The sequence below is a fragment of the Shinella sp. WSC3-e genome, assembly GCF_945994535.1.
In the GTDB taxonomy this organism is placed as follows: Bacteria; Pseudomonadota; Alphaproteobacteria; order Rhizobiales; family Rhizobiaceae; genus Shinella; species Shinella yambaruensis.
In genome coordinates this window covers 4,260,341-4,273,046 of record NZ_OZ000530.1, presented here as the reverse complement: position 1 = coordinate 4,273,046, position 12,706 = coordinate 4,260,341, and the positions used below count along the sequence as shown (strand labels likewise).

Here is a 12,706-nt window from a genome sequence, read left to right as displayed (position 1 = left end):
GCCTCAGCGGTCCATCTGCTCGCTTTCGTCCTGCACCGCTGTCTGGGCTTCATAGGCCCGGACGATGCGGGCGACCATGGGGTGGCGCACGACATCGGCGTCCTTGAAGCGGACAACCGAAACGCCCTCGACGCCCTTGAGGATCTGCAGCGCTTCGACAAGGCCCGACTTGACGCCACGCGGCAGGTCGACCTGGCTCGGATCGCCCGTGACGATCATGCGGCCGTTCTCACCCAGACGCGTCAGGAACATCTTCATCTGCATGGAGGTCGTGTTCTGCGCCTCGTCGAGGATGACCGCGGCGTTGGCGAGCGTGCGGCCGCGCATGAAGGCGAGCGGCGCGATCTCGATGACGCCGGCGGTGATGGCGCGTTCGACCTTGTCGCCCGGCATCATGTCGTAGAGCGCGTCATAGAGCGGACGCAGATACGGATCGACCTTCTCCTTCATGTCGCCGGGCAGGAAGCCGAGACGCTCGCCGGCCTCGACGGCCGGACGCGACAGGATGATGCGGTCGACCGCGCCGCGCTCCAGGAGCTGGGCGGCATGGGCGACGGCGAGATAGGTCTTGCCCGTGCCGGCCGGGCCGACGCCGAAGACGAGCTCGGACCGCTCCAGCGCGCGGATATAGGTATCCTGCATCGGGGTGCGGGCAACGATGGTCTTCTTGCGGGTGGAGATCTGCGACATGGTGAGCTTGGCCTTGCGCTCCATCGTCGGCAGGGAAAGCTGGTCGTCCGCGGCGATCGCCATGCGGATCGCGCCCTCCACGTCGGAAAGCTCGATCGAGCCTCCCTTCTGAAGCCGGTCGTAAAGGTAATCGAGGGCGTGGCGGGCCTGGTTGGTCGCCACCACGTCGCCGGAAATGGAGATGGAATTGCCCCGCGCACGCGCATCGATGCCGAGACGCTGCTCCAGCAGCTTCAGGTTCTGATCGAACTGGCCGAACAGCTCGCTTGCGTATCGATTGTTCTCGAAGGTCAGCACGAAGTGATTGGCGTCGGTCTCTTTTTTCGACTGGCGCGGCGATGACGTCGTCAATTCGTGTCCGTTCAAGCGGTCAGGCTCCTTGCGATCCGCCCGTCAACCGATCGCTTGCGCGAAAAGGCTGTTGGGCCCGGTATCGGTGATTCGTACCCGGATAATGTCACCGATTTCAGACGCTTTTGCATCAACATTCACAGGCTGCAGCCAAGGCGAGCGGCCGACGAGCTGGCCGGGCATGCGGCCGGGCTTCTCCAGGAGCAGGTCGATCTCCTTGCCGACGCAGCCGCGGGCGAATTCGCGCTGCTGCTGAAACAGCAAAGCCTGCAATCTTTCAAGGCGTTCCGACTTCACGTCTTCCGCGACATGGCCGTCCATCTCCGCGCCGGGCGTGCCCGGGCGTATGGAATACTTGAAGGAAAATGCCTGTGCATAACCGACCGTCTCGATGAGGCGCATCGTGTCCTCGAAGTCCCGGTCGCTCTCGCCGGGGAAGCCGACGATGAAATCGCCCGAGATCGCCAGTTCCGGCTGGACCGCGCGGATGCGCTCGATGAGGGCGATATACTCGGCCGCCGTGTGGCGCCGGTTCATCGCTTTCAGGATGCGATCGGAGCCCGACTGGACCGGCAGGTGCAGATAGGGCATCAGCGCCGGCAGGTCGCGATGGGCTTCGATCAGGCGGTCGTCCATGTCGCGCGGGTGGCTGGTCGTATAACGCAGGCGCGCGAGGCCCTTGATACCGGCGAGCCGGTAGAGGAGGTCGCCAAGGCCCCATTCGCGGCCGTCCGGACCGAGGCCGTGCCAGGCGTTGACGTTCTGGCCGAGCAGGGTGATCTCGCGCACGCCGCCTTCGACAAGGCGCTCGGCCTCCGAGACGATCTGCGAAACCGGGCGCGAGACTTCCGAACCGCGCGTATAGGGCACCACGCAGAAGGTGCAGAACTTGTCGCAGCCTTCCTGCACCGTCAGGAAGGCGGTGACGCCGCGGGCCCGGGTCTTCGCCTTTTCCGGCGCGGGAAGATGCTCGAACTTGTCCTCGATGGCATAGTCGGTCTCGACGACGCGCTCGCCGCCCTTGGCGCGGCGCAGCGCGTCCGGCAGGCGGTGATAGGTCTGCGGGCCGACCACCAGGTCGACTGCCGGCGCGCGGCGCAGGATTTCTCTACCCTCGGCCTGGGCGACGCAGCCGGTGACGCCGATCACCATTTCGCGGCCGTCCTTGGCGCGCGCCTTCTTCATCTCGCGCAGGCGGCCGAGCTCGGAATAGACCTTTTCCGCCGCCTTCTCGCGGATATGACAGGTGTTGAGAAGAACGAGGTCGGCTTCCTCCAGGACGTCCGTCGCCTGGTAGCCGTCCTTCGACAGCGCATCCGTCATGCGGTCGCTGTCATAGACGTTCATCTGACAGCCGTAGGTCTTCACGAAGACCTTGCGGGTGTTCGGACGCGCGTTCGGCGTGGCGCCGGCTTCGGGCGGAAGGAGGGATTGTTCGCTCATGGCCGCTTCCATAGTGGAAAAGCCCCGGAAAATGAAGCCCTGTCACGTTCCCCGGACTATCGGCCGCGCAAGCGCGCGCCCAGCATGGCGCGAATGCGTGCCTCGACCGTGCGGCTGACCTGCTTGCGGTTGCTGCTGCGGGAATAGTCCACCCGCTCGCCGAAATCGACATCGACATCCACCGCCCCCTCGCGCGCGACGCCGAGGAGATGCGGCAGGAGCTCGATATCGCCCGGCCAGGCGGCGAGCGGTCGATGGAAGCGCCCCATGGCCATGCCGTGCACGCCGGTATAGGCGATCGAGACCGGCTGGATATGCACGACACCGCCCGGCGCGTGCGGCACCGCGGAGGCGGCCGCGCCGAAGAGCGAGGTCTTGATCTCCAGCAGGCGGTTGCCGTCCGAAGTCGTGCCCTCCGGGAAGAGCACGACGATCTCGCCGGCCGTCAGCCGCCGCGCGATCTCGTCGACCTGGTCGCCGGTCTTCCGGCGCTGGTCGCGTTCCACGAAGATCGTCGCCTGGAGGCGGGCGAGGATGCCGAAGACCGGCCAGCCGCGCACCTCGGATTTGGCGATGTAGACCACATCGGCCACCGAGCCGAGCACCAGGATGTCCTTCCAGGAGACATGGTTGGAGGCAAGCAGCAACGGCCGTTTCGCCTCCAGCGTGCCATGCACCCGCACCCGGAGGCCGAGCACCCAGCAGGCGACACGGTGCCAGAGGCGCGGCAGACGGCGGCGGACTTTCAGGTTGAAGCGCAGGCCGACGAGCTGGACGGGCAGCAAGACGGCCGTCACCGCGCTAAGCACGAGGAAAGCGACGGCAAGACGCAGCCAGACGATCAAAGGGGCACCGGTCGCTGGGAGAAAACCGGCCTTGATGAAAGGTGGCTTCCCCCCTCTGCCCGGCAGGGCATCTCCCCCTCAAGGGGGGAGATTGGATGGGGAATCGTCTCCCCCCTCTCCAGCGGTGCTGATTGAACGAGGTTTTCGCGTCTTGTCGATCTCCCCCCTTGAGGGGGGGATGCCCGGCAGGGCAGAGGGGGGTGCCGCGGTACCGGATGCAGCAGCCTGAAGCGAACGGTCATGGGCCGCCTCACTCGCCCTCCTTGAGCGGAATGCCGTAGAGTTCGAGGCGGTGGTCGACCAGCTTGAAGCCGTGCTCGCGCGCGATGCGCTCCTGCAGGGCCTCGATCTCGGGCGAGTGGAACTCGATGACCTCGCCGCTCTTCAGGTCGATCAGGTGGTCGTGGTGCTCGTCCGGCACGGTCTCGTAGCGCGAGCGGCCGTCGCGGAAATCGTGGCGCTCGATGATGCCGGCATCCTCGAAGAGCTTGACCGTGCGGTAGACGGTGGAGATGGAAATGCGCGAATCGACGGCCGACGAGCGGCGATAGAGCTCCTCCACGTCCGGGTGATCGGCCGAGGCCTCCAGCACGCGCGCGATCACGCGGCGCTGCTCGGTCATGCGCATGCCGCGCTCGACACAAAGCTCTTCCAGCGATTTCTCGACATCCGACATGCGATCCAGCCCTCTTCCGTTCAGCCTCCCGATAGGGGACTAACGAAGATCGCGCCGCAAGACAAGCGCCGTGGACCTGTGGCCGTCGGCGGCGACATAATAGGCCTTGCGCTCGCCGACCTTCACAAAGCCGAGCTTGGCATAGAGCCCGCGAGCAGCGACATTGCCCTCGTCGACCTCCAGGAAAATGTCTTCGGCGCCGCGCATCTTGGCCTCGCGCAGTGCCGCCTGCATCAGCCGCCAGCCGAGGCCCGCGCGAGAAAACCGCTCGTCGACGCCGATCGTCAGGATCTCCGCCTCCCCGGCCGTGGCCCGGGCCAGCACGAAGCCGCCGGCCGTGCGGCCGTGCGCGCCCTCCCGCAGCGCAAGGAAGCCGTAGACCGGCTCCTGCAGCAGCAGCGAATGGAACTCGCCGTCGTTCCACGGCTGGGGGAAACGCGCGCGATGCAGGGCCGCCGCAATGCCGGCATCGGCGGTTTCCAGCGGGAAGATGTCGAAGGCCGGCTTGCGGGTGAAATAGTCGGTCAGGGACATGCCGTCATGCCCTCTTGATCGCGAAACCCGCCTGCGGCTTGGCATCGGGACCGCGCAGATAGAGCGGCTTGGGCGGATGGTCCGCCGGGTCGAGGCGGGCACCGAGGCGCGCGACGGTGGCGATGGAAACGCCGTCGCCGCCCTGCGGCGCGCCATCACGCAGGAGCGCGGCCGCCGAGCCGGCGATCGCCCCGTCATGCCCCGCCGCGAGCGTTCGCGCCGCGTCCAGGGCAGCGATCGCGGGCGCCGACAGCGCGCTGCCATCGGCGGCGAAGCGCTGCCAGTAGACCTCGTCCCGCTTGGCATCCATCGCGACCAGCAGCGGTGTGGCGGCCCGGCGGTCCGCGGCCAGAGCCGACAAAGTGGAGACACCGACGGCCGGAATGCCGAGCGCCAGCGCAAGGCCACGCGCCGCCGCGACGCCGACGCGGATGCCGGTGAAGGAGCCGGGGCCGATGGTGACGGCGATCCGATCGATATCCTTGAGCGTGAGGCCGGCGGCATCGAACGCCGCATCGACGAATTCCATCAGCCGCTCGGCATGGCCACGGCCGATATCGGCGCCGGCGGCGCCGAGAATCCTGTCCTCGTCGGGGTCATAGAGCGCCGCATGGCAACCCGTGCCGGCCGTATCGATCGCAAGCACGATCATGCCGGGCACCGGGGCATTGCGGGGCAGGCCTTACATGACGGCTTCAACTTCCTGCACTTCCGGTACGAAATGGCGAAGGAGGTTCTGCACGCCGTGCTTCAGCGTCGCCGTTGAGGACGGGCAACCCGAGCAGGCACCCTTCATGTTGAGATAGACGACGCCGTCGCGGAACCCCTTGAAGGTGATGTCGCCGCCGTCCTGGGCCACGGCCGGGCGCACGCGGCTGTCGAGCAGTTCCTTGATGGTGGCGACGATCGTCTCGTCGCCCTCGTCGAAGAATTCGCCCTCGTCGGTCTCGTTGCCGCCGAGCGCGCCGCTCGCCATGACCGGCTGGCCGGACATGAAGTGTTCCATGATGTTGCCGAGGATCGCCGGCTTCATGTGCTGCCAGTCGGCGCCGTCCTTGGTGACGGTGATGAAATCATAGCCGAGGAACACGCCCGTGACGCCGGGGACGGCGAACAGGCGGGCCGCCAGGGGCGAAGCCGCGCGCGCTTCCGTCTCGTCGCGGAACTCTGCCGTACCGGTTTCCAGAACCACCTTGCCCGGCAGGAATTTCAGGGTCGCCGGGTTCGGCGTCGCTTCGGTCTGGATGAACATCTTTCTCTCCGTGCGGCCGGGCGCTCGCCGATCGGCCAGAATATTTAGAATAATTCAAAAGAAGATAGGCGTTTCCGCGCCTTTCTTCAAGACTGGAGATCAGCTCAGCGCGTCCAGTTCCTCGTCGGACAGCGAATCCGGAATGACCGTCACCGGAATCGGAAAGGCCTGGCCGCGGCTGGCAAGCGAGGAGACGAGCGGCCCCGGCCCCTCCTTGGCGGAACCGGCCGCCAGCACGAGGATCGCGACGTCCCGGTCCTCCTCGATCAGCCCGTTGATCTCTTCGCTGGCGACGCCCTCGCGGATCACCGTTTCCGGCTCGATGCCGACCGATTCGCGCAAGGCCTGCGCCGCCTTCGCCAGCACGGCCTCCGCTTCCTCGCGCGCTTCGGCCCGCATGATCTCCTCGACGCCCAGCCATTGCTGGAAATCGCCATTGGCGATCACGTAGAGCAGGACGACGCCGCCATTGGAGTTCTTCGCCCGCATTCCCGCATAGTGGACGGCGCGCTGGCATTCCGGCGTGTCGTCGATGACCGCCAGGAATTTCCGGCGGTGGCCTTCAAGGCGGGAAAGTCGTCGAGAAACCATACGGCCTCATCATCTCCAGGTGCTGCGCAATTCCGCACGCAAACCGCTGCACACTTCTGCCGGGATTTGCGCCGGGACGTTTCGAGGCGACCTTACTGCACAAAACCGATGATGTCGCGAACTTCCTTCATGGTTTTTTCGGCCCGCGCCCGCGCCCTTTCGCCGCCATCGCGCAGGATGGCGTCGATATGGCTCGTGTCGTCCATCAGGCGGCGCATCTCGTCGGTGATGGGCGAGAGGACGTTGACGGCGAGGTCGATGAGCGCCGGCTTGAAGACGGAGAACTGCTGGCCGCCGAACTCGGCGAGGATTTCCGCCTTGGACTTGTCGGAGAGCGCGGCATAGATGCCGACGAGGTTCTCCGCCTCCGGGCGGCCCTTCAGGCCCTCGACTTCGCCCGGCAAGGCATCCGGATCGGTCTTGGCCTTGCGGATCTTCTTGGAGATCGTGTCGGCATCGTCCGTGAGGTTGATGCGCGAAAGGTCGGAGGCATCCGACTTCGACATCTTCTTGGTGCCGTCGCGCAGGCTCATGACGCGCGGTGCCGGGCCGCCGATCAGCGGCTCGACCATCGGGAAATAGGCATGCACCGGCTCCTCGCCGACGACGATGTCGACGCCGGTGCCGGCCTTACGGATGTGGCTGCCGAAATCGATGTTGAACTTCTGCGCGATGTCGCGGGTCAGCTCCAGGTGCTGCTTCTGGTCGTCGCCGACCGGCACATGGGTGGCGCGGTAGACGAGGATGTCGGCGGCCATCAGGCTCGGATAGGCCAGCAGCCCCAGCGAGACCTGTTCGGCATTCTTGCCGCCGGTCTTGTCCTTGAACTGGGTCATACGCTCCATCCAGCCGATGCGCGCCACGCAGTTGAAGATCCAGGCAAGCTCGGCATGCTGCGGCACCGCCGACTGGTTGAAGACGATGTGCTTCTTCGGGTCGATGCCGGCGGCAATGAAGGCCGCGGCGATCGAGCGAATCTGGCCGCGCATGTCCTCGTGCACGAGCTGCGCGGTGATCGCGTGCAGGTCGACGACGCAGTAGATGCAGTCGTTGTCGGCCTGCAGGGCGACGAACTTGCGGATCGCGCCGAGATAGTTGCCGAGATGGAGGTTGCCGGTCGGCTGCACGCCGGAGAAGACGAGGGGCTTGAATGCGCTCATGGCGATATCCTTCAGGCGGGTGGAAGGCCTGGTTCCGTTGTTGTCGTGGCGCCGCTTATGCACGGCGCGGGGGCGGCGATCAAGACCGCAGCAGCGCCGCCCGGTTGCCACGTCTCATCAGAAACTCCTCATAAATGACACTTTCCGGTTCTTATCTCCGGGCGGGGCAGGGACCGTCGGATTTCGACAGGCCTCGTTTCGACGCAAAGGCGCAGACCGGAGGGCGTGTGCCATGCGAAAGAGCTGTTCGACCGTGCTTGCCTGCATGATCGCGCTGACGTCGTTCTTCGCGAGCGAAGCCATGGCGAGCGGACGGCACAAGCATGCCGCAAGAATCGAGAAGGGCGCGGCGAAGATCTATACCGTGCAGACGCCGCGCGTGCGGCACCGATGTTTCCCCGGCAAGCTGCGGGCAATCCTTCTCCATATCGCCCGGCAGGTCGGGCGACGGCCGCTCGTCACATCCGGCCACCGCTCCGCCGGCCGGAGGGGATCGCTGCATCGAAAATGCCTCGCTGCCGATATCCGCGTGCAGGGCGTGCCGGTGAAGCGGATCGTCGCCGCAGCAAGGTCCGCGCCGGCCATCGGCGGCGTCGGCACCTATTGCAACGGCATCGTGCATGTCGATGTGGGGCCGAGGCGCAACTGGCATCATTGCGGCGGGCTGGCGCGCCTTGCAAGGCGCGCCCGGCTCGCGACGCGGTGAGGCGGCCTATTCGGCGCTTTCCTCGCTCGGCGCGGCCTTGCTCTTGCGCTTGAGGTTGCGCCGGATCATGCCGAGATCGGCACCGCCGATGAGGAAGGCAACGGAGAAATAGACCAGCATGGCAAGGGCGATCAGCAGGCCGAGCGCCACGAGCTGCTCGTAGAGCGGCGCGGTGGATGCAAGGCGATCGGCGAAATAGCCGGAGGCGTAGTCGAGCGCCACGGCCATGATGACCGTCGCGGCCAGCAGGCGGGCGACGCGCCAGAGCAGCGCCTTTTCCAGCGGCCAATGGCCACGCCGCACCAGCGTCACGAACAACAGCAGCGCCGTCAGCCAGCCGGAAACGGCTTCGGCCGTGGCGATGCCGCGCTCGTGGAACAGCGGGAAGAGCGAGACGGCGAGGATGCAGTTGACGACGACCGACAGCAGCGTGATGCGCATCGGCGTCTTGGTATCCTCGCGGGCGAAGAAGCCTGGGTTCAGCGCCTTGATCATCACGAAGCCCGGCAGGCCGAGCCCGTAGATGGCAAGCGTGCCGGCGACGACGGACGTCGTTTCCGGGCTGAAGGCGCCGCGCTCGTAGAGCACGCGCACGATCTCGTCGGAGATGACCCAGAGCGCGCCGGCGGCGGGCAGGGTCAGGAAGAGCACGAATTCCATCGAGCGGTTCTGCAGGTTGCCGGCCTCCCGCTCCTGCCCGCCCTTCAGCGCGCGGGCGAGTTCCGGCAGCAGCACGACGCCGACGGCGATGCCGACGACGCCGAGGGGGAGCTGGTAGACGCGGTCGGCATATTGCAGGGCGGCGATCGCGCCGTCCTTGGTGGAGGCGATCATCTGGCCGATGATCTGGTTGATCTGGGTGATGCCGCCCGTCACCGCCGCCGGCAGCGCGAGCCAGAGCAGGCGCTTGACGTTCGGCGTCATGCGCGGCCGGCGAAAGCCGATCTTCATGCCGGCATGGCGCACGCCCGCATAGAGCACGGCCATCTGCAGGAGGCCGGCGGCGAGCACGCCCCAGGAAAGATACCAGGCCGTCTCCAGCGGCGAGGCACCCTGCCAGAGCCCGTAGCCGAGCGCGCCGATCAGCACAACATTGAGGAAGACGGGCGCGACGGCAGCGGCGAAATAGTGATGCAGCGAATTCAGCATGCCCGACAGCATCGCCGTCAGCGACATGCACATGAGATAGGGGAACATGACGACGGCGAGCTTCACCGTAACGTCGAACTTCTCCGCGTCCCCCACGAAGCCCGGCGCGATGATCCAGGCGACGATGAGCGGCATCAGGAGCTCCATCGCGATGGTCAGCATCAGGAGCACGGTGAAGAGGACGCCGAAGACCTCCTCGGAAAAGCGCTTCGCCCCGTCGATGCCGCCGGCCTCGATCTCTTTCGCGAAGAGCGGCACGAAGGCGGCGTTGAAGGCGCCCTCGGCGAAGAGGCGGCGGAAGAGGTTGGGGAAGCGAAAGGCGGCGTAGAAGGCGTCGGCCATCGGTCCGGTGCCGAGGGCTGCGGCCATCAGCGTTTCGCGCGCGAAGCCGAGCACGCGGCTGCCCAGCGTCGCGCCGCCCACGGTCGCGAATTTTTTCACCAGACTCATTGTTCCGTCCTGATCCTCTTCGACGTGGCGGCAACGGGCGCGATCATGCCGGGCGGCATGCGGTCGCGCAGCTCGTCCGCCTCGTCCGCCATGACGGCCTTCAGCCGCGCGGCGATGTTGGCCTGCCGGTTGTCGTTGGTGACCTTCTGGCCGACGAGGTCGGTGACGTAGAAGGTGTCGATGACCTTCTCGCCGAAGGTGGTGATATGCGCCGAGGCGATGTCGAGCGAGAGATCCGACAGCACCGCCGTCACCTCGGACAGGAGGCCGGGGCGGTCGAGGCACTCGATCTCGATCACCGTGAACTTGTTCGACAGCGTGTTGGAGATCGTCACGGCAGGCGAGACGGTGAAGGTGCGGTTGCGCTTGCGGCTCTTCGTCCGGGTGGCGATCACCTCCGGCAGGCGCTTGCGGCCGGAGAGCACGTCCTCGATCATCCGGCCGATCGTGCCCGCCCGGCGCATCTCGTCGGCATCGTTCGGGAACTCGCGGTTGACGAGGATCGTGTCGAGCGCGCGGCCGTCAGAGGTGGTGAAGATCTGCGCATCGACGATGTTGGCGCCCGCCGCCGCACAGGCCCCGGCGATCACCGTCAGGAGGCGCGGATGGTCGGGCGAAAGCACGGTGATCTCGGTAATGGCGTGGAAGGAATGGGTGCGCACCATCGTCGCCAGCGGCTGGCCTGCCTTGTCCGCCTCGCGGATGAAGGCCGCGTGGCGCACCTGGTCCTCTAGCGAGACCGTCAGCAGGTAGGGATCATAGTGCAGCCGCGTATAGGTCTTGCGGTCCTTCTGACTCCAGTCGGCGGGAAGCGCACCGGAGAGGATTTCCCGCGCGGCCTGGGCGCGCTCCTTGCGCGACAGTTCGGAAAAGCCGCCGGAGATCAGGAGTTCGGTCTCGTAATAGAGCGTGCGCAGGAGCTGGCCCTTCCAGCCGTTCCACACGCCCGGGCCGACGGCGCGGATATCGCAGACCGTCAGCACCAGCAGCATCTTCAGCCGCTCCAGCGACTGCACCTTCTCGGCGAAGTCGACGATGGTCTTGCGGTCGTTGAGGTCGCGGGTCTGCGCGACCATCGACATGGTCAGGTGCTCCTCGATCAGCCAGACGACAAGCTCCGTCTGCTTCGGCGAGAGCCCGAAGCGCGGGCAGAGTTTGCGCGCGACCCTGGCGCCCGCCTCCGAATGGTCCTCCGGCCGGCCCTTGGCGATGTCGTGCAGCAGCACGGCGACATAGAGCGAAATGCGATCCTCGATACCGGGCATCAGCTGGTAGCTCAGCGGATGGGCATCCTTCTCGCGCCCCTGGTCGATATCCGCCAGCACGCCGACGGCGCGGATCAGATGCTCGTCGACCGTATAGTGATGATACATGTTGAACTGCATCATCGCGACGATCTTGCCGAAATCCGGAATGAACCGGCCGAGCACCCCCGCCTCGTTCATGCGGCGCAGGATGAGCGCGGGATCGCGCGGCGAGGTGAGGATCGACAGGAAGAGGCGGTTCGCCTCCTCGTTCTCGCGCAGCGCCGCATTGACGAGCTTCAGCGAGCGCGTGACCTGCTTCAGCGCGTCGGGATGGAATTCCAGCCCGTTGATGTCGGCGATGTGGAAGAGCCGGATCAGGTTGACGGGATCGCGCTTGAAAACGTCGGGATCGGCGATGGTGATGCGGCCGCGGTCTTCCAGGAAATCCAGCGTGCCGGCGATCTTGCGCGTGCGGCGGGTAAAGCGGCTGATGACGGCGGTGAGGCCGGGCGCTTCCTTGGCCTGCTGGTCCTCCAGCGTGGCGCAGAAGATGCGGGTGAGGTCTCCGACGTCCTTGGCGACGAGGAAATAGTGCTTCATGAAGCGCTCGACCGCCGAAAGGCCGGGATGCGGCTGGTAGCCGAGGCATTCGGCGATCTCGCGCTGGATGTCGAAGGAGAGCCGTTCCTCCGCCTTGCCCGTCAGGAAGTGCATGTGGCAACGCACCGCCCAGAGGAAATCGTCCGCCTTCTGGAAGAGCTTGTATTCCTGGCGCGACAGGACGCCGAGCTTCACCAGGTCGGCGGGGTCGCGGATGTGGTAGAAATACTTGGCGATCCAGAACAGCGTGTGCAGGTCGCGAAGCCCGCCCTTGCCTTCCTTGACGTTCGGCTCGACGAGGTAGCGCGTGTCGCCGGCCTTGCGGTGGCGCTCGTCGCGCTCGGCGAGTTTCGCCGCGATGAATTCGGGGCCGGTGCCGCGGATGATCTCTCGGTCGAAGCGGAGGGCAAGATCCTCGAACAGCGCCACCGAGCCACAGATGTAGCGCGCCTCCAGGATCGCGGTGCGGATCGTCATGTCGCCCTTGGAAAGCTGGATGCATTCCTCCAGGTTGCGCGTCGCATGGCCGACCTTGAAGCCAAGATCCCACAGGATGTAGAGCATGAACTCGATGGCCGGCTCGCTCCAGGCGGCGGGTTTTACCGGCAGGAGGAAGAGCAGGTCGATATCCGAGCCCGGCGCCAGCGTGCCGCGGCCATAGCCGCCGACGGCCGTCACCGTGATGCGGGCGGCGGGCGGCGCCTGGCCGGCGCTGAAGACGTGGTTGAGCGCAAAGTCGTGCAGGACGGCGATCAGCTGGTCCTGCAGCCAGGAAATGCGCGCGGCGCATTGCAGGCCGCTGCCATCGGCGAAGAGCAGTTCGCGTGCCCGCTCGCGGCCCGCGGCGTTCACCTTCTTGAACTCGGCCAGCAGCTCGCGGCGCATGCGGTCGCGATAGTCGGCATTGGTGCTGGCGATGAATTCGCATCTGGCGCGCAGCGCGGGCACGTCGATCAGGCCGGAATCGGCCGGCGCCAGGAGTTTCTTTTCCATCGGATGCCGGCTTGCGTCC

At 66.2% G+C, this 12,706-nt stretch carries 12 protein-coding genes; 1 reads left to right on the top strand and 11 read right to left on the bottom strand.

Annotated elements, in window-relative coordinates; all coding sequences use genetic code 11:
* Positions 1–3 precede the first annotated feature (3 nt).
* The 9 genes from AABF56_RS20945 to trpS all read right to left on the bottom strand — a co-directional run bounded on the left by AABF56_RS20945 (position 4) and on the right by trpS (position 7,542).
* On the bottom strand, positions 4–1,056 hold the full coding sequence (locus AABF56_RS20945; RefSeq protein WP_244767261.1) for a PhoH family protein: 1,053 nt from the start codon (positions 1,054–1,056) through the stop codon (positions 4–6).
* A 27-nt stretch (positions 1,057–1,083) separates the two neighbouring features.
* Positions 1,084–2,484, bottom strand: a complete 1,401-nt coding sequence (gene miaB / locus AABF56_RS20940) for a tRNA (N6-isopentenyl adenosine(37)-C2)-methylthiotransferase MiaB (RefSeq protein WP_272804236.1) — start codon at positions 2,482–2,484, stop codon at positions 1,084–1,086.
* Between the two features lie 56 nt (positions 2,485–2,540).
* Positions 2,541–3,329: a lysophospholipid acyltransferase family protein gene (locus AABF56_RS20935; protein WP_272804235.1), complete on the bottom strand. Its 789-nt coding sequence runs from the start codon at positions 3,327–3,329 to the stop codon at positions 2,541–2,543.
* Positions 3,330–3,579: 250 nt separating this feature from the next.
* Positions 3,580–4,005, bottom strand: a complete 426-nt coding sequence (locus AABF56_RS20930; RefSeq protein WP_244767258.1) for a Fur family transcriptional regulator — start codon at positions 4,003–4,005, stop codon at positions 3,580–3,582.
* A 39-nt stretch (positions 4,006–4,044) separates the two neighbouring features.
* Positions 4,045–4,539 carry a GNAT family N-acetyltransferase gene (locus tag AABF56_RS20925; RefSeq protein ID WP_272804234.1) on the bottom strand — a complete coding sequence of 165 codons (495 nt, stop codon included), beginning with the start codon at positions 4,537–4,539 and terminating at the stop codon, positions 4,045–4,047.
* 4 nt (positions 4,540–4,543) lie between these two features.
* Positions 4,544–5,191 (bottom strand): tRNA (adenosine(37)-N6)-threonylcarbamoyltransferase complex dimerization subunit type 1 TsaB, encoded by a 648-nt coding sequence (gene tsaB, locus AABF56_RS20920; RefSeq protein WP_272804233.1) that lies wholly within the window; start codon positions 5,189–5,191, stop codon positions 4,544–4,546.
* Positions 5,192–5,221: 30 nt separating this feature from the next.
* Positions 5,222–5,791 carry a NifU family protein gene (locus AABF56_RS20915; RefSeq protein ID WP_244767255.1) on the bottom strand — a complete coding sequence of 190 codons (570 nt, stop codon included), beginning with the start codon at positions 5,789–5,791 and terminating at the stop codon, positions 5,222–5,224.
* A 99-nt stretch (positions 5,792–5,890) separates the two neighbouring features.
* The gene (locus AABF56_RS20910) at positions 5,891–6,382 is read right to left on the bottom strand and encodes a universal stress protein (protein WP_244767254.1); all 492 of its coding nucleotides are present in this window, start codon (positions 6,380–6,382) and stop codon (positions 5,891–5,893) included.
* 92 nt (positions 6,383–6,474) lie between these two features.
* The gene (gene trpS / locus AABF56_RS20905; RefSeq protein ID WP_272804232.1) at positions 6,475–7,542 is read right to left on the bottom strand and encodes a tryptophan--tRNA ligase; all 1,068 of its coding nucleotides are present in this window, start codon (positions 7,540–7,542) and stop codon (positions 6,475–6,477) included.
* Between the two features lie 232 nt (positions 7,543–7,774).
* Here trpS and AABF56_RS20900 point away from each other — a divergent pair, with 232 nt between their 5' ends.
* Entirely contained in the window at positions 7,775–8,248 is a 474-nt protein-coding gene (locus AABF56_RS20900) for a YcbK family protein (RefSeq protein ID WP_272804231.1), read from the top strand.
* Between the two features lie 6 nt (positions 8,249–8,254).
* On the opposite strand, the gene murJ is transcribed toward AABF56_RS20900, so the two are convergent.
* Both murJ and AABF56_RS20890 read right to left on the bottom strand, forming a co-directional pair.
* Positions 8,255–9,847 carry a murein biosynthesis integral membrane protein MurJ gene (gene murJ / locus AABF56_RS20895; RefSeq protein WP_272804230.1) on the bottom strand — a complete coding sequence of 531 codons (1,593 nt, stop codon included), beginning with the start codon at positions 9,845–9,847 and terminating at the stop codon, positions 8,255–8,257.
* Positions 9,844–12,687, bottom strand: a complete 2,844-nt coding sequence (locus AABF56_RS20890; protein WP_272807387.1) for a [protein-PII] uridylyltransferase — start codon at positions 12,685–12,687, stop codon at positions 9,844–9,846. Before AABF56_RS20890 ends, murJ begins: the two co-directional genes overlap by 4 nt.
* Positions 12,688–12,706 lie beyond the last annotated feature (19 nt).